Raw genomic sequence first — 23393 nt, forward strand, 5'->3', positions numbered from 1 at the left:
ACCACCCTGCCGGGCACGATCCACGCCCGGCCGGACCACCCGGCCGGGCACGCGGTGGTACCCGCCCGGCCGATGCTCCCACCTGCACCGACGCGGTGTCATGAGTGGGACGCAGCACCGGGTCTGACGGCCCGGCACACCCCAGGACCCCGAAGGACGCTGATCCCTGTGAACGAGAACCACGACGCCACGCCGCACGTCGGCGGCCCGCAGCAGCCCGGCGCGCACGGCGCCCAGCCCGGCGCCTACGGCCAGCCCGGCCCCTACGGCCAGCCCGGCCCCTACGGACAGGGGCAGCAGGTCCCACCGCCCGCCCAGCCCCGTCGCAGCTGGTTCGCGCGCCACAAGGTGCTCACGGGCATCGGCGTGGTCGTCGCGCTCATCGTCGTTGGCAACGCGCTCGGAGGCGGAGGCGACGACGCCCCGGCCGCGGGCCCGACGTCGGCGGCGACGACCCCCGCGGACGATGCGAAGAGCGAGACGCCGACGGACGAGAAGCCGACGGACGAGAAGAAGGACGAAAAGCCGAAGGGCGAGAAGCCCGCCGACCCGGAGCCGAAGAGCCCCGGCATCGGCGACAAGGTCCGCGACGGCAAGTTCGAGTTCACCGTCGTCAAGGTGTCCGACGGCGGAACGTCCATCGGGCCGAAGGGCTTCGCCGAGAAGGCGCAGGGACGCTTCGTCCTCGTGCGCGTCGACGTCACGAACATCGGCGACGAGCCGCAGTACTTCTTCGGTGACAACCAGTCCGTCTTCGACGCCAAGGACCGCAAGTTCGCCGCCGACACGACCGCGGCGATCTACCTCGAGGACTCGTCGTCGTTCATCGAGGAGATCAACCCCGGCAACACCGTCAAGGGCACGCTCGTCTTCGACCTGCCGAAGGACGTCGACCCGACGCGCATCGAGCTCCACGACTCGGCGTTCTCGGGCGGCGTCGTCGTCGACCTCGGATGAGCGCAGGCACGGCCCGCGCCGCACGGCGCGGGCCGTGCCTCGCGGTGCAGGGTGCGGCGGATCAGGGGCCGCCGCACCCTGCACCGCACCATGGACTCGCGACGATAAAGCGCCCGTGATCGGCCGGTCACGGGCGCCTCGCGCGTGCGCGTCAGAGGCCGAGCAGCTCCCGCAGCTCGCTCGTGACGATCTCGAGGTGCGCGTGCGCCTCGATCCGCGCCCGCGAGATCGCCTCGTACGACGCGTCGGACTCGACCGGGAACACCGCCTCGAGGTAGCACTTCACCTTGGGCTCCGTGCCCGACGGACGCACGACGACGCGCGTCGAGTCCGCGGCGAGGAGGCGCAGACCGTCGGTCGGCGGCAGCCCGTCGAGACCCTCGGAAAGATCTTCGACCTTGACGACGGGCGACCCCGCGAGCGTCGCCGGAGGAGCCGAGCGCAGCCGCTCCATCGTCACCGGGATGAGCGAGAGGTCGCTGAAGCGCCCCGAGAGCTGGGACGACAGGTGCAGGCCGTGCTCGCGCGCAAGATCGTCGAGCAGGTCGAGCAGCGTACGCCCCTCGGCCTTGAGCCGGTCGGCCAGCTGCACGAGCACGAGCGCCGCCGAGATCCCGTCCTTGTCACGGACCTGGCCAGGGTCGACGCAGTAACCGAGCGCCTCCTCGTAGCCGAAGACAAGCCCCTCGGCACGCGAGATCCACTTGAAGCCCGTGAGCGTCGACGCGTACGCGAAGCCGTGCTTGGCCGCGATCCGACCGAGCAGACGCGACGAGACGATCGAGTTCGCGAACGTCAGTGCGCTCGGCACGATGCGCAGCCGCGACGCGTTCTCCGCGAGGGCAGCGCCGAGCAACGCACCGACCTCGTCCCCGTGGAGCATGCGCCAGCCGTCGGAGTCCTCGTCCGCACGGCGCGGGTCGAGGACCGCCGCCGCGCAACGGTCCGCGTCCGGGTCGTTCGCGACGACGAGGTCCGCACCCACCTTGCGGGCGAGCTCGATCGCGAGATCGATCGCGCCGGGCTCCTCCGGGTTGGGGAACGCGACCGTCGGGAAGTCAGGGTCCGGCTCGAGCTGCTGCTCGACGCCGAAGACGTCGCCGTAGCCGGCCCCCGCGAGCGTCGTGAGCGCCGTCTCCGCGCCCACGCCGTGCAACGGCGTGTAGACGACGCGCAGGTCGCGCGGGTACGTCGCGTCCTCGGGGAACGCGAGGCGCCCGACGGACTCACGGTACGCGAGGTGGATCTCCTCGCCGAGCGTCTCCCAGCCGTCGTCCGCGCGCGGCACCGACGCGACCGACTCGACCGCGGCGATCTTCGCCGCGATGAGCCCGTCGTACGGCGGCACGATCTGCGCGCCCTGGCCCGCGTCCGTGACGACCTCGCCGCCGAGGTACACCTTGTAGCCGTTGTCCTGCGGCGGGTTGTGGCTCGCCGTCACCATGACACCCGCGTCCGTGCCGAGGTGCCGCACCGCGTACGCGAGGACCGGCGTCGGCAGGGCGCGCGGCATGATCTTCGCGTCGACGCCCGCGGCCGTCATGACGGCCGCCGTGTCGAGCGCGAACGTCCTCGAGTTGTGGCGCGCGTCGTAGCCGATGACGACCGACGGTCGGGCGCCCGCCCGCGCCTCGAGCAGGTACGCCGCAAGGCCGGCCGCCGCCCGGATGACGACCGCACGGTTCATGCGCGCCGGGCCACCCGCCATCCGCCCGCGCAGGCCGGCCGTGCCGAACTGCAGCAGCCCGCTGAACGCGTCGGCCAGCTCGGCCGCGAAGACCGCGGCCTCGGCGTCGTCCTGCGACGCCTGCTCGAGGAGCATCTCGAGCTCACCGCGCGTCGCCGCGTCCGGGTCGTCGTCGATCCACGCCTCGACCTGCGCACGGAGCTCGGCGGAGACAGCCATCAGATCCTCCCGACGATGTTCGCGAGGAGCGCCGAGATGCGCGGACCCGCGGCCTGACCTGCCTCGATGACCTCCTCGTGGGAGAGGGGCGTCGGCGAGATGCCCGCCGCGAGGTTCGTGACGAGCGAGATGCCGAGCACTTCGAGGCCCGCCTGACGGGCCGCGATCGCCTCGAGCGTCGTCGACATACCGACGAGCGAGCCACCCATGATGCCAGCCATCCTCACCTCGGCCGGCGTCTCGTAGTGCGGCCCGCGGAACTGCACGTAGACGCCCTCGTCGAGAGTGCTGTCGACCTCGCGCGCAAGGTCACGCAGGCGCGAGGAGTAGAGGTCCGTGAGGTCGACGAAGTTCGCGCCCTCGATGGGCGAGGCACCCGTGAGGTTGATGTGGTCCGAGATGAGGACCGGCGTGCCCGGGCCCCATGCGAGGTCGAGCCCGCCGCAGCCGTTCGTGAGGATGACCGTCGAGCAGCCCGCGGCGGCCGCCGTGCGCATGCCGTGCGCGACGCGACGCACGCCCCTGCCCTCGTAGTAGTGGGTGCGCGAGCCGAGGACGAGCGCGTGCTTGCCCGTCGCCTCGACGCGGATCGAACGGATCGACGCGCCGTGGCCCGCGACCGCGGGGGCGGTGAAGCCAGGGATCTCCGCCGAGGGGATCTCGGCGACGGTCTCGCCGAGGAGGTCGGCCGCGCCGCCCCACCCGGAGCCGAGGACGAGCGCGACGTCGTGGCGGGCCACGCCCGTGCGCTCGGCGATGACTTCTGCGGCGGCCGCCGCGACGTCGAGAGGATCGGTCGTGGGGTCGTCGATCGAGAGAGTCGTCATGCCCCCAGGCTAAGCCGTCACCCCTACCATCCGGCCTGCTCTTCTCGCACGGGCTCGTCCTCGTGTCCGCATGGTGGCACGATGGTCGCCGTGACAAACGATCAGCAGGACCTCCAGGCCACGACCGTGACGATCGTCGGCGGCGGTCCCGGCGGCTACGAGGCCGCTCTCGTCGCGCGGCGCCTCGGCGCCGATGTCACGCTCGTCGAACGCCGCGGCCTCGGCGGCTCCGCCGTCCTCACCGACGTCGTCCCGTCGAAGACGCTCATCGCGACGTCCGACTGGATGACGATCGCCCAGCGAGCGACCGAGCTCGGCATCTCGCTCGCCCCCGAGGGTGAGGACGCCGAGCCCGGAACCCTCCGCGCCCGCGTCGACCTCGGCCGCGTCAACGCGCGTGTGCGCGAGCTCGCGCTCGCACAGTCGACCGACATCCGCACGCGCCTCGAGCGTGAGGGTGTGAGGCTCGTCACCGGCACGGGACGGTTCGTGTCGGCGTCGCGGGTCGAGGTGACGTCCGACGACGGCACCGTCACGCCGTACGACGCGGACGTCGTCCTCGTCGCCGTCGGTGCGACCCCGCGCGAGCTGCCCGACGCGAAGCCCGACGGTCGGCGCATCTTCACGTGGACGCAGCTCTACGAGCTCACCGAGCTGCCCACGCACCTCATCGTCGTCGGCTCGGGCGTCACCGGCGCCGAGTTCGCGGGGGCCTACAACGCGCTCGGCGTGCCCGTGACGCTCGTCTCCTCGCGCGACCGCGTCCTGCCCGGCGAGGACGCCGACGCCGCGAACCTCATCGAGGAGGTCTTCCGCGACCGCGGCATGACCGTGATGTCGCGCTCGCGGGCCGAGTCTGCGCGCGTCGTCGGGTCGGGGGACGACGAGCACGTCGAGGTGACGCTCGCCGATGGGCGCGTCGTCGAGGGTTCGCACGTGCTCATGGCCGTGGGCTCGATCCCGTCGACCGCGGGCCTCGGCCTCGAGGAGATCGGCGTCAAGCTCTCCGTCTCGGGGCACATCGAGGTCGATCGCGTCTCGCGCACGTCGGTGCGCGGCGTCTACGCGGCCGGTGATGTCACGGGTGTCCTGCCGCTCGCGTCTGTCGCCGCGCAGCAGGGGCGCATCGCGATGTCCCACGCGCTCGGTGACGCCGTCGTGCCGATCCGCCTGCGCACGGTCGCCGCGAACATCTTCACGACGCCCGAGATCGCGACCGTCGGCTACTCAGAGGCGGCGCTTCAGGAGCGCGGGTCGAAGTACGCGGTGACGATGCTGCCGCTCGCGCGCAACGCGCGCGCCAAGATGCTCGGCATGCGCCACGGCTTCGTCAAGCTCATTCACCATCCTGACGCGGGCGTCGTCCTCGGTGGCGTTGTCGTCGCGCCCCGCGCGAGCGAGCTGATCTTCCCCATCACGCTCGCGGTGCAGCACCGGCTCACGGTCGACGACGTCGCGGAGGCGTTCACCGTCTATCCGTCGCTCTCGGGGTCGATCGCGGAGGTGGCCCGCATGGGCCACCGCCGCACGCTCGACTGACCCGCTTCCGGTCCGCGAGATAGCGCTCCCCGGGCGAGATAGCGCGCGACGCGCGCTATCTCGCCGCGAGAGCGCTATCTCGCGGTCTCCGTTATGGGCGGGGGGACGGGGGCGGAGACGGGACGAGAGTGGGGGCGAGGAGACTGAGAAGCTCTTCCGGGGATGAGGACACGGCCGACGCCCCTGCGCGCTCCAGCTCGCCCTCGTCCGCGTAGCCCCACGTCACGCCGATCGTGTCGATGCCGTGCTCGGCCGCGCCCACGACGTCGTGCGAACGGTCGCCGACCATGACCGTCGTCGCACCCGCCGTCGCCGGGTCGACGCCCAGCTCAGCAAGCGCGTACCCGATGACGTCCGCCTTCGACGCCCGCACCGGACCGTCCGCGGGCGCGCCGGCGACCGCTTCCTCGAGCGTCGCGCCGAAGACACCCTCGAGGAACGGGTCGAGCCCGAACCGCTCCGTGAGCTGCCGCGCGTAGACCTGCGGCTTCGACGTCGCGACCGCGAGACGACGGCCCGACGCCTGCAGCACACCGAGCACCTCAGGGATGCCGGCGAACACCGAGTTCGTCCACATGCCGTGCGGCACGAAGTGGGCGCGGTACGTGCGGATCGCCTCGGGGACGTCGGCGGGGGCGAAGCCGTTGCGAGCGAACGACTCGCCGATGGGCGGGCCGACGAAACGACGCAGGTCGTCGGCCGTCGGGACGGGCAGGCCGTGGGTCTTGAACGCGTGGACGACCGAGGAGATGATCCCCGGCGCGGAGTCCATGAGCGTGCCGTCGAGGTCGAGCAAGACGAGGGAACGGTCGGAGAAGGTCACGCGACCAGTGTCTCCCGGGGCGCCGAGGACGACGGTCACGTCCGGCCGGGTCGTCTCAGGGAAGCGTGACCTCGACGTGGATGCGCCCGTCGCCCAGCCGGAGCCCGGCGACGCCGAGCCCGCGCAGGTGCGGTGGCAGGGGAGCGGCCGCGAGCAGCGCGGCAGTGTCCACGAGGACCTCGAGGCGTGGTCCGTCAGGACGGACGCGCACGGCGTCGCCGCGCACGCCCCGCACGACGAGCGCGTTCCTCAGCGCGTTCTCGACGGTGCCGAGGAGCAGGCCGACGAGCCGGTGCGCGGGCAGCGAGCGCGCCGACGCCGTGACGTCGAGGACAGCCACGCCCGACGAGAGGCGCAGGACGCGCACCGTCACAGTGACGTTCCCGGCGGCACGCGCCGCGAGGCGGGCGGCGGTCGGCAGGTCGGGCAGCTCGCGCGGGTCGACCTCGACGGTGAGCGTGTCGCCGACGAGTGTGGGCGTGCCGATGCCGGGTGGGAGACCCGCTGGGGCGGCGAGCCGCAGCAGCTCGGGGATCGTCAGCGCGATGTCCATGGCCGGGTTCCCCTCACTCGCTCGCGGTCGCCTCGACGGCGGCAATCTCGAGGTCCGCGAGGATGCCGCGGTGGTCGGAACCGTCGTCTGGCATGACCTGCACCTCGGAGAACGTCACGCCGCGGCCGAAGATCCAGTCGATGCGGACCTCAGGGTCCCAGGCCGGGAACGTGAGGTGGGACGGGTCACCAGCGGCGTCCTGCCCCGAGACGAAGCCGCGGCTGGTCACGTGGTCGATCTCCGCCCAGCCCGGCTCGGAGTTGAGGTCGCCCGCGATGATCGCGGCGGGGCTCGAGGCGATGTCGGCGGCCATGAGGACGTCGAGCTGAGCGAGGCGCGTCGGGGTGTTCTCCTCGCGGTGCTGGAGGTGCGCGCTCGTCACGACGACGGGCACGTCGTCGCCGCTGGGACCTGCGACGTGGAGCGTGGCGGTGACGGCCGAGCGCCACTGCGGTCCGTCGCCGTACGGCAGGCGCGTGCGGATGACCTTCTCCTCGGCGCCGAACTCGCCGTCATCGCCGAGCAGCGCGGGGTCGACGAGAAGGGCGTTGACGAACTGCCGGTCCGCTGCGGGCGCCGCGACTGCACGGAACCCGGTCACGTGCTCGAGGTACGTGAGCATGTCGGCGCCACCGCCCATGACCCAGCCGCGCGACACCTCCTGGAGCGCGACGACCTGCGCGCCGCTGCCACGGATCGCGTCGGCCATGCGTCCGAGACCGAGGCCAGGGTCCTGCGTGACGCCGTAGTGGAGGTTCCAGTCGAGGACCCGGACGGTGCCTGGCAGCTTGTCGATCGCCGGAGCGACGGCAGGGACGCGGGCGTAGAAGGAGACGACACCGACGAGCACGAGCGCGACGACGCCGGAGAGCATCTGCTCCGGCACGACGCGGGGTGCGGTCCGGGCGGCTGCCTCGGGAAGGTCCGCCGGGGCCGGGGCCGGGGCCGAGGCCGGGACTGGGCCCGAGGCCGGCCGGCGCACGCCGGCCGCGGCCAGGGCGCAGAAGGCCGCGAGGATGACGAGCTGGTTGGGGAAGCCGAGCGGCACGTCGTAGTCGAGCTGGTAGACGAGGAGCGGCAGGATGAGGCCGAGCCCGACCGCGGTCGCGCTGCCGGCACGGAGGAGGCCCGCCCGCACGGGTGCGCGCTGCGCGAGCGGCGCCGACCAGGCGACGGCGAGGCCGTACGTCGTGGCGGACCACAGCACCGGTATCGCGAGGGTCGCGATCCAGCGGGTGACGTCCGAGACCTGGTCGCCGACGGGCTGCGTCGGGAAGAGCACGAGCACGGCGGCGACCACGAGGGCGACCGCCATGACGACGGACGCGACCGAGCGTCCCCTGCTGCGAGCGTCGACCGCACCGATCCCGGGAAGCAGGAACCACCCGCCCGCGACGAGGAGCCCGAGCGCGACGCCGATCCCCGCCGCATCGAAGGGGATGCCGAGCTGGGACGAGAGATAGGCCGGGTTGCCCAGGACCATGATCATCACGGCGAGGTAGGGCCCGAGCATCCACGTCCGCCGCGGCGTCGCGGACGGACCGGCGTCGCGGAGCCGCCACGCGCAGCCGAGCGCGGCGCCCGCGACGAGCAGCGTCGGCAGCCAGCCGTCCAGCCCAGGGCGCCACGGAGCGTCCCACGTCCCGAGCGCGACGCTCACGACGGCAGCGACGCCGACACCGGTCGCGGTCGCGAGAGCCGCGCGGCGTGATCCGGCCCGATCACCGTCGCCGTCACCCGCGACGAGGCTCACCGTGAGCGCGAGGACGCTCACCGCGACCGACGCCGCTGCGAGCGTCAGCCAGTACCGGGGGACGCCGCCAGTCGTCTGGACGGCGATACGTGCGAGCGCGAGCAGCACGACGCCCGCGAGGACCGTCCGGCCCGTGACGGGCCGCAGCCGCGCGACCGCGAGCGTCACGAGGCCCGGCGCGACGTACGTGCCGAGCGCCGTGAGCGCGACGACGATCACGCCGGCGGAGAACGCGCGGTCGAGCATCGGGCCCGTCGCGCGCACGAGCTCGACCGTGAGCGCCGTGACGAGCATGAGCAGTGCGGTGCGCGCGAGCGGGCGCGTCGGTGCGTCGACCATGCCAGGAGCCTAGCGATGGCCCTCGACATTCCCGACTCGTAGGTCTCGAACACCGTCGAACGGTGCTCCAGACTCACGAGCCGGGAGAGGGGAGGACTCGTAGGGCTCCAGCACGCTCGAACGGTGCTGGAGCCCTACGGGTCGCACTGGAGGGGGCTAGTCGTCCGGGGCGACGACGCGTCGAGGGTGGTGGGAGAGGGAGGGGCCGCGGACGCGGCCTCCTCGTCAGCGGGTGCGGTGGGCCCGGTAGTACTCGATGAGGCCCTTCGTCGACGCGTCCTGCGCCGCGAGCGCCTCGTCGTCGCCCGAGATCGCCGGGGCGATCTCCATCGCGAGCTTCTTGCCGAGCTCGACGCCCCACTGGTCGAACGAGTTGATGCCCCAGACGATCCCCTGGACGAACGTGATGTGCTCGTACAGGGCGACGAGCTGGCCGAGGACGGCCGGCGTGAGCGCGGGCGCCATGATCGACGTCGTCGGACGGTTGCCCGAGAAGACGCGCGCCGGGACGATCGCCTCGGGCGTGCCCTCCGTGCGCACCTCGTCGGCCGTCTTGCCGAACGCGAGCGCCTTCGTCTGCGCGAAGAAGTTCGAGAGGAACAGCTCGTGGACGTCGGCCTCGCCGTCGCGCAGCGGGTGCGCGGGCGTCGCAACCGCGATGAAGTCCGCGGGGACGAGGCGCGTGCCCTGGTGGATGAGCTGGTAGAAGGCGTGCTGCCCGTTCGTTCCGGGCTCGCCCCAGAAGATCTCGCCGGTCTGCGAGGTCACTGGCGAGCCGTCCCACCGGACCGACTTGCCGTTCGACTCCATGGTGAGCTGCTGGAGGTACGCCGCGAAGCGGTGCAGGTGCTGCGCGTAGGGGAGGACCGCGTGCGAGTGCGCGTCGAGGAAGTTCACGTACCAGACGTTGAGCAGGCCCATGAGCGCGGGCACGTTCTGCTCGAACGGCGTGGTCCGGAAGTGCTCGTCCATCGTGTGGAAGCCCTCGAGGAGCTCACCGAACGCGTCGGGCCCGATCGCGATGGCGAGCGCGAGGCCGATCGCCGAGTCGACCGAGTAGCGGCCGCCGACCCAGTCCCAGAACCCGAACGCGTTGGCCGGGTCGATGCCGAAGGCCTCGACCTTGTCGAGCGCAGTCGAGACGGCGACGAAGTGGTGCGCGACGGCGTCGGCGCGCGACGCCTCGGAGCCGTCGATCGCACCCGCAGCCGTGAGCGTCTCCCAGAGCCACTCGCGCGCGAGGCGCGCGTTCGTCAGGGTCTCGAGCGTCGTGAAGGTCTTCGACGCGACGATGAAGAGGGTCGTCGTCGGGTCGAGGCCCGCGGTCGTCTCGGCGACGTCCGTCGGGTCGATGTTCGAGACGAAGCGCACCTCGATGTCGCCGACGTACGGCTTAAGGGCCTCGTACGCCATGACGGGGCCGAGGTCGGAGCCGCCGATGCCGATGTTGACGACCGTCTTCACCGGGGCGCCGGTGACGCCGCGCCACTCACCCGTGCGGACCTTCTCGGCGAACTCGGCGACCTGCGCGAGGACCTCCTGCACGTCAGCGTCGACGTCCTGGCCGTCGACGACGAGCGCAGGCTCGGCGCCGGCCGGGCGTCGGAGCGCGGTGTGGAGGACGGCACGGTCCTCGGTCGTGTTGATGTGCTCGCCCGCGAACATCGCGTCGACGCGACCGCGGAGGCCGACCTCGTCCGCGAGTCGCACGAGGAGCTCGAGCGTCTCGTCGGTGAGGAGGTTCTTCGAGAGGTCGACATGAAGGTCGCCCGCGGTGCGGGTGAGGCGCTCGGCGCGCTGCGGGTCGGCAGCGAACCAGCCGCGCAGGTCGCCACGGAAGGCGTCGCGGTGCTCTGAGAGGGCGCGCCAAGCGGCCGTCGTCGTGGCGTCGATGGGGGAGGTGGACACGAGACTCCTCGTTTCAGTCGAAACTTGTCGGTTCCACGGTACGACCCGGCTGCGGGGTGTTGCTGGGACTTCTCGAACAGTGGCCGACGGCTACCGTCACTGAACCGTGATGTAGCGCTTCAGTTCCGATGGCAAGTTGTGACGCGCGCTGGGTGGGCACTCGGTTCACAATCGCCCCAGAAGTCGCTACTCTTTCGCTAATCCCGTCGCACTGCCGCGCCGGGTGGCGATGCTTAAGCGTTTCAAAGGAGAACGTATGCAGACCGCATTTCAGCGCGCGACGCGACACGGCGTTGCCGTGATCGCGGCCGCGGCTCTCGCCCTCACGGGGGCAGGGGTCGCCGTCGCAGCGCCCGACGACACCCCCGGAGCGGGACTTCGAGTCGCCGACCCGGGGGCTAGCGCTCAGACCCTCTCGCTCTTCGACTACCTCGCCGACTCAGGCCGCGGCGGGATCCTCTTCGGCCAGCAGCACGCCGTCACCGAGTCCTACAGCCCCGCCACGACTGGCCCCGACGGCGAATCCCTGCGCTCCGACGTCTACGCCGGACTGAGCGACCTCCCCGCGGTCTTTGGCTTCGACACGCTTGCGCTGCGCGGCGAAGAGAAGCCGGGTGTTGAGGGCGCGTCGAGCGAGGAGAACGTTGCGAACCTCGCGGCGGCCTTCGTGCGCGCGGACGCACTCGGCGCGATCCCGACGCTCTCGGCCCACATGCCGAACTTCGTCACGGGCGGCCGCTACAACGACACCGAGGGGCGGGTCGTCAGCCAGATCCTGCCCGGCGGTGAGAAGAATGCGGACTACAACGCCTACCTGGACCTCATTGCGGCCACCGCGAAGAGCTCGGAGCGGACCGACGGCACGCTCGTGCCGATCATCTTCCGTCCGTTCCACGAGTCGAACGGCTCGTGGTTCTGGTGGGGCGCCGCGCACACGTCGTCCGGTGAGATCCAGGAGATCTTCCGCTACACCGTCGAGTACCTGCGTGACGTCAAGGGAGTCAACAACTTCCTCTACTCCTGGTCGCCCAACGGCACCTTCGCGGGCGACGCAAGCCGCTACCTCGCGACCTACCCGGGCGACGACTTCGTCGACATCCTCGGCTACGACGCCTACGAGGGCTCCGAGGGCGGCGGAACCGCCGCATGGTCGGCGACCATCGTCAACGACCTGCGCATGATCGTGACGCAGGCCGAGGCTCGCGGCAAGGTTGCGGCCTTCACCGAGTTCGGCCGCAACGGCGACCGCGCGATCACCGCGAGCGGCAACGCTGAGATCGAGTTCTTCACGACGCTCTTCGACGCGATCCACTCTGACTCCGTGGCCAGCAAGATCGCCTACATGCAGACGTGGGCGAACTTCCCCGGTCAGTACTACGTGCCGCCGCCCGCCTACGGCGAGGTTGACGCCCACGACATGTGGGCGGACTTTGCTGAGTTTGCGGCTGACGACGCCACGCTCTTCGCCTCCGACCTCGACCTCGCTGACGTTCATGGGCGCACGGTCACCGCAGCCCCGCACGCCTCAGCGCTGCGCCTTGTCTCGCCGGCCGCCGGGGTGCGCATCACGGACACGACCGTGACCGTCCGCGCCAAGGCCACGGGTCCTGGCGCCGACACGGCAACCGCAACGTTCACCGCGCTGGGCACCAACGTCCCGCTGACGCTCGACGCCGCGACGGGCTTCCTCACGGGCACGTGGGAGATTGACCCGGCCGACCTCAGCAACGCCACGCGCTCGGTGACCCTTACGGGCACCGTCGGCGGCGAGGAGTTCTCAGACGACACGCTCGTCGTTCTCGGTGACCTGCCGACGTTCCCGCGCGGCACCATCGATGACTTCGAGGGCTACGGCGACGACGACGCGCTCCGCGCGGCGTGGACGACGAACAACGCAGGCTCCGAGATCATCGCGCTCGCCGACCGCGGCAGCGATGGCCAGGGCGTCACGTACTCCTACGACTTCACGTCGCGTTCCTACCAGGGCTTCGGACGGGCCTACGCGCCCGCGCAGAACTTCTCCGGCTTCGAGGGCCTGGGGCTGACGGTTGGCTCCGACGGCTCGGGTCACAAGCTCGTCGTCCAGATCAAGGCTGGCGGCATCTCGTTTGAGGCCTATCCGTCGCTTGCGACGGCAGGCACGACCGACGTGCAGATCCCGTGGACCGAGTTCGCGCCTGCGCCGTGGGACACGGCGAATGCCGGTGCACAGCTCACGCAGACGCGTCTCGCACGGGTCACGGAGTACTTCACCTACCTCAACGACGGTGGGGAGAGCCTGCCGCGTACCGGTGACCTCGTCATCGATGACATTGTCGCGTACGGCGAGGGTGAGTTCGTTGACCCGGGCACGGGTGCGGTTGAGCCCGCACTCGTCGACAACTTCGACTCCTACGAGGACACCGCGGCACTTCAGGCGGCGTGGGGGAACAACGGCATCCAGGAGTGGGGCGACGGGCTCCAGATGGAGCTCGCGCCGGAGCGCGGAACCGACGGCTCGAACGCCGCCGCCTTCGTCTTCGACCTCACCGACACCGGCCTGCAGCGCGACAGTCGCTGGTACGGCGGAACCGACTGGGCCGGACGCACGCACTTCTCCGGCCGCATCGATGTCGACGGCGCCACGCAGGGTCTCCTCGTGCAGTTCCGCACGCCCTCGAACCCGGGCGGCGGAGAGGACTGGTTCTGGAACCTGCCGGTTGTTGTCAACCCTGGCGAGGGCTGGCAGGACTTCTCGCTTGCGTTCGACGACGCCGTCGTCTCCTGGCCGGAAGGTGTCGACCCTGACGCACGCCCGACGGCAACGCAGCTCGCACGGATCAACGAGGTCATGCTCGGCGTGACGCTCACCGACGGTGAGGGCGCCAAGACTGGCACGATCTACCTCGACGACCTGCGGGCCGATGGCGCCACGACGGTGCCTGAGCCTGAGATCGAGGACGCCGCGGCGCGAGTGCTCGACGACTTCGAGTCCTACGCCGACGACGCCGCGGTTGCCACGACGTGGAACAACCGCGGCGCGCAGGACTGGGCTGATGGCATTCAGCTCGGCCTGGCACCCACGGGCGGCAGCAACGGCTCGAAGGCCGGTGCGTTCCGCTACGACCTCACCGACCGCAGCGACAACTCCGAGGCACAGTGGCTCGGCGGCGCATCGTTCGCGGGCCTTGAGGGCATCGGGCTCTTTGTTGACCCGCAGGGCTCAACCCAGCGCCTCGTCGTCCAGGTGCGTACGCCTGCGGGCGACGGTGGCGACGACTGGTTCTGGGACCTCCCGGTGACGACGGACGGCACGGGACCCCAGAAGGTCTTCCTGTCGTTCGATGACGCACGGGTCACCTACCCGGCGGGTGTCGCCGACTCCGAGCGGCTGACGAAGAAGCAGCTCGCGTCGATCATGGAGTTCGTCCTGCGGGTTGACCGCCTCGACGACGCCGCACCGACGGGCACGATCCTCATCGACGACCTCCGGGTCGGTGCGCCCGCGGGCGACGAGGGTCCGATTGAGACCGGGCCGACGCCGACGCCGACCGAGACTGGTCAGCCGACGCCGACGCCGACGGAGACGAGCAAGCCGACGCCGACTCCGACGGAGACGAGCAAGCCGGAGCCGACGGAGACGAGCAAGCCGTCGGCAGCAGCCAGCACGGTGAAGCTCTCACCGGCGATGCTCACGACCCGTGCTGGTGTGCGTCCCACGTGGACCGTCACGGTGAAGTCCGCCGGTGCGGTTGATGGTGGCACGGTCACCCTCCGTGCGGGCACAACGAAGCTCGGTACGGCCAAGGTCGTGCGCGGTACGGCGAAGGTCAAGCTCAGCGCCGCTGCCGTTGCGCGCGTCGGCAACCGGAACGTCGTTGCTTCCTTCGCAGGCACGAAGACTGCTGCGGCTGGGAGCGCGAAGGGCACGCTTCGCGTCGTGCGCGCCACGGCGAAGGTCAAGGTGACCTCGCTCAAGACGACCGTGGGTGCGCGTCCCGTCATCAAGGTGAAGGTCACCTCGACCGTTGCCCCGACGGGCCGTGTGGACGTCTACGCCGGTAAGAAGAAGGTCGGCACGGCGAAGGTCACCAAGGGCGTGGCACGCGTCAAGCTCGCCAAGAGCGTGACGACGAAGCCGGGCAAGGTTGCGCTCACCGTGAAGTACCGCGGCTCGGCACAGGTCGCGCCGAAGACGACGAAGGCGCGTCTTGCGGTGGCGAAGGCGCGCACCCGCGTCGGTGTCAACGCCCCTGCCATGAAGGTCGGTCAGGACGCCTACGTCAAGGTCTCCGTCCGTGGCACGGGCGGTCAGCGGCCGAGCGGGAAGGTCGTCATTCGCTTCGACGGACGCCCGATCGCGACCGTCAACCTCTCGGGAACGTCGTCGAAGGCGACGTTCACGGTGCGGGTGCGGACTTCGCGCGTTGGTCAGCGCACGATCACCGCCACCTACTCGGGCAACGCGAAGCTCGCGCAGGCGACGGGGACGGACGTCACCACCGCACGTTGACCCGATAATGACGGGCTGCAGCTCTCCTTGGAAGGAGGAGAGCTGCACCCCGTCAGTGTGTCTGGCGTGAGAAAAGCGTCTAGCGCGAGAGGAGCGTCAGGCGCAAGAATGCGCGGGACCGGATCAGACGATGTCGCAGATAACGGTGCCCGAACTCACGCCCGCGCCCGCTGCTGCCTGCAGCCCCGTGACGGTGCCCGCGCGGTGCGCGACGAGGGGCTGCTCCATCTTCATGGCCTCGAGGACGACGACGAGCTCGCCCTCGGCGACCTCCTGGCCCTCGGTGACCGCGACCTTGACGATCGTGCCCTGCATGGGCGAGCACAGGGACGTGCCCGACGCGCCCGACGTGGCACGCGACGTGCGGCGCGTGCGCTGCGGTCGGGCGCCCGGGCCCGACGGACGACGCGCGCCCGCCAGACCTGCGGGGATGACGACCTCGAGCCGCTTGCCGGCGACCTCGACGACGACGCGCTCGGTCGTGGGCGCCGCGTCGGCCTCGGCGGGGACGGTCGTCGCGGGGGCGAGCGTCGCGAGCGTGTCGACGAACTCGGTCTCGATCCAGCGTGTGTGGACCTCGAACGGCGTGGCCGGGTCGGCGGGCACGAAACGCTCGTCGGACATCACCGCGCGGTGGAACGGCACGACCGTCGGGATGCCCTCGATCTGCAGCTCGCGCAGCGCGCGGCGTGCGCGCTGCGCGGCCTCCGCGCGCGTCGCGCCCGTGACGATGAGCTTGGCGATCATCGAGTCGAAGAGCCCCGAGACGGTGTCGCCCACGACGACGCCCGAGTCGACGCGCACGCCCGGTCCGGACGGGAAGCTCAGAGCCGTGATCGTGCCGGGCTGCGGGAGGAAGTTCGCGGCCGGGTCCTCGCCGTTGAGGCGGAACTCGAACGAGTGGCCTCGGACCTCGACGGAGTCGTAGCCGAGCGGCTCGCCCGCCGCGATGCGCAGCTGCTCGCGGACGAGGTCGATGCCCGTGACCTCCTCGGTCACGGGGTGCTCGACCTGGAGCCGCGTGTTGACCTCGAGGAACGACAGGGTGCCGTCGACGCCGACAAGGAACTCGCACGTGCCTGCGCCGACGTAGCCCGCCTCGCGGAGGATCGCCTTTGACGCCGCGTAGAGCTCGGCCTCCTGCGCCTCGGTGAGGAACGGCGCGGGGGCTTCCTCGACGAGCTTCTGGTGGCGTCGCTGCAACGAGCAGTCGCGTGTCGAGACGACGACGACGGTGCCGTGCTCGTCGGCGAGGCACTGCGTCTCGACGTGGCGCGGCCGGTCGAGGAACCGCTCGACGAAGCACTCGCCGCGACCGAACGCCGCGACGGCCTCGCGGACCGCGGACTCGTAGAGCTCGGGGATCTCCTCGTGCGTGCGTGCGACCTTGAGACCGCGGCCGCCGCCGCCGAACGCCGCCTTGATCGCGACGGGCAGGCCGTGCGTGCGGGCAAACTCCTCGACCTCGGCGGCGGAGGTCACGGGGTCGGGCGTTCCCGGGACGAGCGGGGCACCGGCGCGCTGCGCGATGTGACGCGCGCTCACCTTGTCGCCGAGCGACTCGATCGCTGAGGGCGGCGGACCGATCCACGTGAGGCCCGCATCGATGACGGCCTGCGCGAACGCGGCGTTCTCGGCGAGGAAGCCGTAGCCGGGGTGGACGGAGTCGGCGCCCGAGCGGCGTGCGACGTCGAGCAGCTTGGCGACGTCGAGGTAGGTGTCGGCGGCGCGGGCGCCGCCGAGCGCGAACGCCTCGTCGGCGAGCCGGACGTGGAGGGCGTCGCGGTCGGGGTCGGCATAGACGGCGACCGACGCGATGCCGGCGTCGGCGCACGCGCGGGCGACACGGACGGCGATCTCGCCGCGGTTGGCGATGAGGACCTTCGTGAGAGCGGGCACGGCTCACCGTAACGCCTGCGCGCACCCGCCCGTGGGCGCGCATCCGGGTGTCGGGACAACATTGGACGGGGGTCCAAGCCCGTGCACGGTCGTTTGTGGAGGACCCACAACCCTGCGGGGTCAGCCAGGGAGACGCCCAGTGCGCGGTTGTGCCGCAACGACAAGCGACGAGGTGCGCCGACACCTCACGGCGCATGCACCCTGCGGCCGTCGGACACCGGCGCGACGCGCCTCAGACCCGCGTCCGCCACAGGTCGTGGACGCGCACGCCGACCTCCGCGAGCAGCTCCCGCAGGAGCGGCAGGCTCAGGCCGACCACCCCGTGCGGATCGCCCTCGACCGCAGAGACGAACGGCCCGCCGAGACCGTCGATCGTGAACGCTCCCGCGACGACGAGCGGCTCGCCCGTCGCGACGTACGCGTCGATCTCGTCGTCCGCGAGGTCCGCGAAGCGCACGACCGTCGAGCTCGTCGCGCCGAGCGTGCCACCCGAGCCACCCGCGTCCGTGCCGCGCAGGTCGACGAGCCAGTGCCCCGTGTGCAGGGTCGCCGACCGTCCACGCATGCGTCGCCAGCGCTCGCGCGCCGTCTCCGCGTCACCCGGCTTGCCGACGACCTCACCGTCGATCTCGAGCATCGAGTCGCAGCCGAGCACGATGACGTCGTCCGTGCCGAGCGCGTCGGGCACGTCGTCCGACTCGAGGTCCTCCGCGACCGCGAGCGCCTTCGCCTGCGCGAGCACGAGCACCGCGTCGGCCGGGTCGAGCGTGCCGAAGCGGTCGGCAGCGTCGGCGAGGACGGCGTCCTCGTCGACGCCCGAAACGCGCACGGGCGCGTCGATGCCAGCGGCGGCGAGCGTCGCGGTGCGGGCGGGGGAGGCGGAGGCGAGGACGAGCCTGGTCATGGACCCAGCGTATCCGCGCGACCGGGGACGTTCGTCCCGCGGGAGCGCACGGCCGCGCGGCGAGGATGAAGGGAAGGGACATGCGCCGGGAACCCCCGGGGCGCTCGTGAGCACCTCGGACGCCGACAGGTCCCCGGCGACAGCGACGTCGCCTCGCGAGCAAGCGTGGGTGCGGGGTCACGTACCCCTCCGGAACCCCGTGCCCACGCTTCGACCGCGGTGCCCCGCCACGTGTGCCCTCCAACACCCGGGGGCGGGGCACCGCGCTTGCTCGCCCGGCTCACCGAACGCCCCCGTCAGCCTGCGGCGTGCACGCCGCTCGTGGACGGCGAGCACCGCGGCGGTGCCCCCGAACCCCCGTCAGCCCGCAGCGAGGACCGCGTCCCGCAACGTGTCGAGCCCGACGGCCCCCACCGCGAGCACCCGCGCGTGGAACTCACGGAGGTCGAACGTCTCGCCGCGCTCCGCGGCCGCGTCGCGCGCCGCGTCCCGCATCTCCTCGAGCAGCCGCTGCCCGACCTTGTACGACGGCGCCTGCCCCGGCCAGCCGAGGTAACGGTCGAGCTCGAAGCGCAGCGAGTCCTCGTCGAGGCTGACGTTCGTGCGGAGGAAGTCCCACGCCTTGTCGGCGTCCCACGTGCCGCCGCCCCACTCCGCGGGGCACGGCAGGCCGAGGTGGACGCCGATGTCGAGGACGACGCGGGCCGCACGCATGCGCTGCGCGTCGAGCATGCCGAGACGGTCGCCCGGCGTCGCGACGAACCCGAGGTCCGTCATGAGGCGCTCCGCGTAGAGCGCCCAGCCCTCGCCGAAGCCCGACGTCCAGCACAGCAGCCGACGCCAGTCGTTGAGCGGAAGCATGACGGCGCTGCCGACCTGGAGGTGGTGGCCGGGGACGCCCTCGTGGTAGACGGTCGTGAGCTCGCGCCACGTCGAGAACGTCGTCACCGACGCGGGCACCGACCACCACATGGCGCCCGGTCGCTCGAGGTCGGCCGACGGGCCCGTGTAGTAGATGCCGCCCGTCTGCGTCGGTGCAATGCGGCACTCGAGCGTGTGGAGGGGCGCTGGGATGTCGAAGTGCGTGCCGTCGAGCGCGTCGATCGCGGCGTCCGACGTCTCCTGCATCCAGCGGCGCAGCGCGTCGGTGCCTTCGAGCGTGTACGCAGGGTCCGCGTTGAGCAGCTCGATCGCCTGCTCGACCGTCGTCCCGGGGCCGCCAATCTCGGCCGCGACGGCCTCCTGCTCCGCGACGATCCGGGCGAGCTCCTCGAGGCCCCACGCGTACGTCTCGCGCAGGTCGACGCGCGCGCCGAGGAAGTGGCGCGACCAGAGCGCGTACCGCTCCTCGCCGACGCCGTCGACGTCCGACGCGTGCGGTGCCACCTCGTGCGTGAGCACGTCGGCGAGGCGACCGTAGGCGGCGCGCACGCCGGCCGCCCCCTCGAGGAGGTCGCGGCGGATGGCCGAGCACACGGCGGAACCCTCGAGCGCGGCGTCGACCGCCTCGCCCTCGACGAACGCGGTGAAGAACGACGACGACGCGTCCGCCTGCTCGCGTGCCTGGGCGGCGACGAGCTCCACCTGGTGCCGGGCGGGCACCGGACCCGTGCGCACGGCCTCGCGCAACGACTCGACGTAGCCGTCGAGCGCGGCCGGTGCCGCGAGAAGGCGGAGCGCGATCGTCTCCCAGTCCTCGGGAGTCGCGGTCGGCATGAGGTCGAAGACGTCCCGCAGGTCCTGCGCGGGCGACGAGATGTTGTTGAGCGGCGCGAGCAGCTCGCCCGCCTCGAAGAGCTCGAGCTCGAGACCGAGCCGCTCGCGCATGGCCGCAGCCGTCACCCGGTCGACGTCGTCGACCGGGTCGAGGCCGTCGAGCGCCGCGAGCGTCTCCCGCACGGCAGCGGCACGCGCAGCGGTGCCCGCGGGCGACCAGTCCGGTACCTCGTGGTCGTGCCCGGGCACGCCCGCGACCGTCGCAATGAACGGGTCGAGCCTGCACACGGTCGCGACGTGCGCGTCCGCGAGGGCGTCGATCGCGGTCGACGTACGTGCTGGCGCGGGCGCGATGGCGGGGATGGACGGGTCGTCGTGCGAGGTGGCCATGGAGCCACACTAGGACGTCCGCGATCGTCGGCGCACCGGCGGCGTCCCGCGTCGCAGCCGCGGAACGTCGACGTCGCACGGGACCTTCGTCCGAGGCTGGACGGGCCGAACGTCACGGACGATGGACCGAACACCCTGGAGGGCACATGACCGACACCGATGAGCGCACCAACGTCGTCGACGAACACCTCGTCGACGAGCACCCCGTCGACGAGCGCCCGCGAGGCTTCCGCCACTCGCGCGGCTGGATCTTCGGCACGATGCTGCTCTCCGCGCTGCTCTCGCTCACCGCGTCGTTCGTGCTGTCCCGCGACGCGATCGTGCTTGCGGGCAACCCCGACGCGACGTTCGGCTGCGACATCAACTCCGTCCTCTCGTGTAGCAGCGTCGGCCTCTCGTGGCAGGCGTCGGTCTTCGGGTTCCCCAACGCGTTCCTCGGGATGATCTGCGAACCGGTCGTCATCACCATCGCGGTCGCGAGCCTCGGCGGCGTCCGCTTCCCCCGCTGGTTCATGTTCTCCGCGCAGGTCGTCTACCTCTTCGGCCTCACCTTCGCGCTCTGGCTGTTCTCGCAGTCGATGTGGGTCATCGGGGCGCTGTGCCCCTGGTGCCTCGTCATCACGGTCGGCACGACGCTCGTCTTCATGACGCTGCTCCACCACAACATCCTCGAGGACAACCTCTACCTGCCGCCTGCCGCCCAGCGGCGCGCACTGACCTTCGTGAGGTCGGGGGCCGACGCCTACCTCGCCGCTGGGATCGTCGTCATCATCACAACCCTCATCGTCGCGAAGTACGGCACACTGATCCTTGCGTGAGCCGTACGGTCCGGCTCGCGGGCCGGAAGCTGACAGGGAGAACCGCGACATGAGCTCACGTGCGCAGACCGCGCGAGCGCGCACGACGACGACTCGGAAACCGCGTGACCCGTGGCCCGACAACGCGCGGTTCATCGCGGCGCTCCTCATCGTCATGATGCACTTCGGTGACCAGGTGCCGGGCAAGAGCGACCTCCTCGAGCACGTCTTCTTCCTCACCTGGCCCGCGCGCGTCCCGCTCTACGCGCTGCTCGCCGGGTACTTCTCCGACGCGTCGCCGTTCACGCGGCGCAGGGCCGTCGGGCTCGTCCGCAACGTGCTTCTCGTCTACCTGTGCTTCGAGATGTTCGCGACCATCCACAAATGGCTGCTCGGGGGACGTTTCGCGTTCGACCCAGGGACTCCGTCGCTTGCACTGTGGTTCCTCCTCTCGCTCTTCGTCTGGCGCGCGATCCTGCCGCTGCTCGCGACGATCCGCTGGATCGTCCCGCTGAGCGTCGTCGTCGCGCTCGTGGCCGGGTTCGCGCCGTCGATCGGCCCGGCCGGGTCGATCAGCCGGACCGTCGCGTTCCTGCCCGTGTTCCTGCTCGGCTGGAAGCTCCGGCAGCACGGTCTCCGCGAGGTCCTCGACCGCACCTGGGTGCGCTGGGCAGCTGCGGGCGTCCTGCTCGTGTGGAGCGCTGCGATCGTCGCGATCCTCGCGGACGGCGACCTCAAGCGCCGATGGTTCAGCATGGTGAAGCCGTACGCACAGTCGAACCTCATCGGTGACCTCGAGGCTCGCACCCTCGTGCTCGTCGGCGGGGGGATGCTCGCGGCGCTCGCGGTCCTCGCCCTGGCGCCGCGCTCGCGACTGCCCTGGATCTCGTACCTCGGCACCGGGTCGATGTATATCTACCTCCTTCACCCGTTCCTCGTGCGCCAGGCGGTCGACGCAGGGCTTCTCGAGCGCCTCGACTCGCGCACCGACGTCGTGCTCATGCTCGCAGGCACCGCCGTCGTTGGCGCGCTCCTCGCAACCCCGCCCGTCCGCCGCCTCCTGCGACCTATCATCCAGCCGACCTACACGTGGCTCTTCCTCCCTGAGCCCTCGGCGCCCCGCCAGGACCCACCAGTGACGGAGTCGGCGCGGCCGAGCGCGCACGACACGTCGGTCTCCGGGTCGACCTCGTCGCCCACGAACGTGCCGACGGAGAACCTCGACAACGTCGCCGTCGCCGGTCACGCCGTGTCAGCCGTTCACCTCGACGACGCTCCCGCGTCACACGCACCTCGACCGGAGGACCCGCACCGGTCGTAGCGTCGGGGCGTGACCCGGACCGACGCCGAGGAGCGGCGCACGAACGCTCCCGAGGCCTGCAGCACGCCCGCCACCGCACCCGAGGTCGAGAACGACCTCGCGCCGGACCACGCACCTGCGGACGGGCCGTGTACCCCGAACGGGCTGCCGAGCGCACCCACGGCGCGGGTCGTCACGACGACGGCGCCCCGGCCCCGTGCCGGTGGCCCCCGCGCGCCGCGGACGTCGCCCTCGCGTGCCCCTGCGGAAGGCAGCGCGTGGCCCGCGGTCTCCGTGTTCGCGACCGTGCGCAACGAGGAGCAGCACCTGCGCCGCGCATTCACGTCCGTGCTCACCCAGGACTACCCGGGCGACCTCGAGGTCGTCGTCGCCGTCGGGCCGTCGCGCGACGACACGTACGGGATCGCGGCTGAGGCGGTGCGGGCTGACAGCCGCGTGCGCATCGTCGAGAACCGTACGGGTCTCATCCCCGACGGCCTCAACGTCGCGATGCGCGCGTGCGACCCGCGCTCCGAGATCCTCGTCCGCTTCGACGGGCACACCGCGCTCCCCGCCGGCTACGTGCGTGACGCTGTCCGCATCCTTCTCGACACGCGCGCCGACAACGTCGGGGGCCTCATGGTGCCGCGCGGTGACGGGGCGACGCAGCGCGCGGTTGCGATCGGTATGTCGCACCCCGTCGGGATCGGTCCCGCCCCGTTCCACGTCGGCGGGGTCGCGGGACCGAGCGAGACCGCCTACCTCGGTGCGTTCCGCCGCGAGGCCGTCGAGCGTGCCGGGGGTTACGACGAGCTCTTCGAACGCGCTGAGGACTGGGAGCTCAACCTCCGGATCAGGCGGGGCGGGGGCCTCGTGTGGTTCGATCCCGCACTCGTCGTCGAGTACCGTCCGCGCGCGTCCTACAGGGCGCTCGCGCGGCAGTTCTGGTCGACCGGACGATGGCGCCGCGAGGTCGTGCGTCGTCACCGCGGCACTGCGTCGATGCGGTACCTCGCGCCGCCGCTCACCGTCCTCGCGCTCCTCGCGGGCCTCGTGGTCGCGGCTGCGGGCGTGTACGCGGCTGCCGTCGGCGCCGCCTGGGCGCCGTGGCTGCTCACACTCGGGGCGCTGCCGTGGCTCGGATACGGCCTCGTCGTCGTCGGCGGTGCGCTCGTCGCGGGCCGCGGGCACCCGTGGCGCGTCGTCGTGAGGCTCCCTGCGGTGCTCGCGACGATGCACCTCACGTGGGGCGCGGGCTTCCTCCGGGGGATCGACACGCCGAGGTAGGTT

15 protein-coding genes are annotated in these 23393 nt (G+C 71.6%); 6 read left to right on the plus strand and 9 right to left on the minus strand.

Annotation, left to right across the window (positions count from 1 at the left end):
* Positions 1-168 precede the first annotated feature (168 nt).
* Positions 169-957, plus strand: coding sequence for a DUF4352 domain-containing protein (locus IGS67_RS05855; protein ID WP_328741724.1), 789 nt, complete (start codon positions 169-171; stop codon positions 955-957).
* A 151-nt stretch (positions 958-1108) separates the two neighbouring features.
* Here the strand turns inward: IGS67_RS05855 and IGS67_RS05860 are convergent, their stop codons facing one another.
* The gene (locus IGS67_RS05860) at positions 1109-2863 is read right to left on the minus strand and encodes a phospho-sugar mutase (RefSeq protein WP_192278752.1); all 1755 of its coding nucleotides are present in this window, start codon (positions 2861-2863) and stop codon (positions 1109-1111) included.
* On the minus strand, positions 2863-3690 hold the full coding sequence (locus tag IGS67_RS05865; protein ID WP_192278753.1) for a purine-nucleoside phosphorylase: 828 nt from the start codon (positions 3688-3690) through the stop codon (positions 2863-2865). Before IGS67_RS05865 ends, IGS67_RS05860 begins: the two co-directional genes overlap by 1 nt.
* Before the next feature lie 81 nt (positions 3691-3771).
* On the opposite strand from IGS67_RS05865, the gene IGS67_RS05870 reads away from it, so the two are divergent.
* Positions 3772-5229 (plus strand): NAD(P)H-quinone dehydrogenase, encoded by a 1458-nt coding sequence (locus tag IGS67_RS05870; protein WP_192278754.1) that lies wholly within the window; start codon positions 3772-3774, stop codon positions 5227-5229.
* 91 nt (positions 5230-5320) lie between these two features.
* On the opposite strand, the gene IGS67_RS05875 is transcribed toward IGS67_RS05870, so the two are convergent.
* The 4 genes from IGS67_RS05875 to pgi all read right to left on the minus strand — a co-directional run bounded on the left by IGS67_RS05875 (position 5321) and on the right by pgi (position 10605).
* Positions 5321-6052 (minus strand): HAD hydrolase-like protein, encoded by a 732-nt coding sequence (locus tag IGS67_RS05875; protein WP_328741727.1) that lies wholly within the window; start codon positions 6050-6052, stop codon positions 5321-5323.
* 55 nt (positions 6053-6107) lie between these two features.
* Positions 6108-6605, minus strand: coding sequence for a hypothetical protein (locus IGS67_RS05880; protein WP_192278755.1), 498 nt, complete (start codon positions 6603-6605; stop codon positions 6108-6110).
* Between the two features lie 13 nt (positions 6606-6618).
* Positions 6619-8697, minus strand: a complete 2079-nt coding sequence (locus tag IGS67_RS05885; RefSeq protein WP_192278756.1) for an endonuclease/exonuclease/phosphatase family protein — start codon at positions 8695-8697, stop codon at positions 6619-6621.
* Between the two features lie 225 nt (positions 8698-8922).
* Positions 8923-10605 (minus strand): glucose-6-phosphate isomerase, encoded by a 1683-nt coding sequence (pgi, locus tag IGS67_RS05890; protein ID WP_192278757.1) that lies wholly within the window; start codon positions 10603-10605, stop codon positions 8923-8925.
* A 256-nt stretch (positions 10606-10861) separates the two neighbouring features.
* On the opposite strand from pgi, the gene IGS67_RS05895 reads away from it, so the two are divergent.
* Positions 10862-15097 (plus strand): glycosyl hydrolase, encoded by a 4236-nt coding sequence (locus IGS67_RS05895; protein WP_192278758.1) that lies wholly within the window; start codon positions 10862-10864, stop codon positions 15095-15097.
* Positions 15098-15220: 123 nt separating this feature from the next.
* Here IGS67_RS05895 and IGS67_RS05900 read toward each other — a convergent pair whose 3' ends face one another.
* The 3 genes from IGS67_RS05900 to IGS67_RS05910 form a co-directional block, all read right to left on the minus strand.
* On the minus strand, positions 15221-16996 hold the full coding sequence (locus IGS67_RS05900) for an acetyl/propionyl/methylcrotonyl-CoA carboxylase subunit alpha (RefSeq protein WP_192278759.1): 1776 nt from the start codon (positions 16994-16996) through the stop codon (positions 15221-15223).
* A 232-nt stretch (positions 16997-17228) separates the two neighbouring features.
* Positions 17229-17900 carry a nucleoside triphosphate pyrophosphatase gene (locus tag IGS67_RS05905; protein WP_192278760.1) on the minus strand — a complete coding sequence of 224 codons (672 nt, stop codon included), beginning with the start codon at positions 17898-17900 and terminating at the stop codon, positions 17229-17231.
* 360 nt (positions 17901-18260) lie between these two features.
* The gene (locus tag IGS67_RS05910; RefSeq protein WP_192278761.1) at positions 18261-20006 is read right to left on the minus strand and encodes a DUF885 domain-containing protein; all 1746 of its coding nucleotides are present in this window, start codon (positions 20004-20006) and stop codon (positions 18261-18263) included.
* Between the two features lie 146 nt (positions 20007-20152).
* On the opposite strand from IGS67_RS05910, the gene IGS67_RS05915 reads away from it, so the two are divergent.
* Genes IGS67_RS05915 through IGS67_RS05925 form a run of 3 tightly spaced genes read left to right on the plus strand, consistent with a single transcriptional unit; the run spans position 20153 to position 23390 of the window.
* On the plus strand, positions 20153-20824 hold the full coding sequence (locus tag IGS67_RS05915; RefSeq protein ID WP_192278763.1) for a vitamin K epoxide reductase family protein: 672 nt from the start codon (positions 20153-20155) through the stop codon (positions 20822-20824).
* A gap of 49 nt (positions 20825-20873) precedes the next feature.
* Positions 20874-22124, plus strand: coding sequence for an acyltransferase family protein (locus tag IGS67_RS05920; RefSeq protein WP_192278765.1), 1251 nt, complete (start codon positions 20874-20876; stop codon positions 22122-22124).
* Positions 22125-22133: 9 nt separating this feature from the next.
* Positions 22134-23390, plus strand: coding sequence for a glycosyltransferase (locus IGS67_RS05925; RefSeq protein WP_328741743.1), 1257 nt, complete (start codon positions 22134-22136; stop codon positions 23388-23390).
* The last annotated feature ends 3 nt before the right edge of the window (positions 23391-23393 follow it).

Source organism: Flavimobilis rhizosphaerae, assembly GCF_014852685.1.
Taxonomy (GTDB): Bacteria; Actinomycetota; Actinomycetes; order Actinomycetales; family Cellulomonadaceae; genus Flavimobilis; species Flavimobilis rhizosphaerae.

What these genes read in the sequence shown, in the direction of transcription:
- IGS67_RS05860 (WP_192278752.1), bottom strand. Translation starts at nt 2,863, where the DNA reads ATGGCTGTCTCCGCCGAGCTCCGTGCGCAGGTCGAGGCGTGGATCGAC.
- IGS67_RS05865 (WP_192278753.1), bottom strand. Translation starts at nt 3,690, where the DNA reads ATGACGACTCTCTCGATCGACGACCCCACGACCGATCCTCTCGACGTC.
- IGS67_RS05870 (WP_192278754.1), top strand. Translation starts at nt 3,772, where the DNA reads ATGGTCGCCGTGACAAACGATCAGCAGGACCTCCAGGCCACGACCGTG.
- IGS67_RS05880 (WP_192278755.1), bottom strand. Translation starts at nt 6,605, where the DNA reads ATGGACATCGCGCTGACGATCCCCGAGCTGCTGCGGCTCGCCGCCCCA.
- IGS67_RS05885 (WP_192278756.1), bottom strand. Translation starts at nt 8,697, where the DNA reads ATGGTCGACGCACCGACGCGCCCGCTCGCGCGCACCGCACTGCTCATG.
- IGS67_RS05895 (WP_192278758.1), top strand. Translation starts at nt 10,862, where the DNA reads ATGCAGACCGCATTTCAGCGCGCGACGCGACACGGCGTTGCCGTGATC.
- IGS67_RS05905 (WP_192278760.1), bottom strand. Translation starts at nt 17,900, where the DNA reads ATGACCAGGCTCGTCCTCGCCTCCGCCTCCCCCGCCCGCACCGCGACG.
- IGS67_RS05910 (WP_192278761.1), bottom strand. Translation starts at nt 20,006, where the DNA reads ATGGCCACCTCGCACGACGACCCGTCCATCCCCGCCATCGCGCCCGCG.
- IGS67_RS05915 (WP_192278763.1), top strand. Translation starts at nt 20,153, where the DNA reads ATGACCGACACCGATGAGCGCACCAACGTCGTCGACGAACACCTCGTC.
- IGS67_RS05920 (WP_192278765.1), top strand. Translation starts at nt 20,874, where the DNA reads ATGAGCTCACGTGCGCAGACCGCGCGAGCGCGCACGACGACGACTCGG.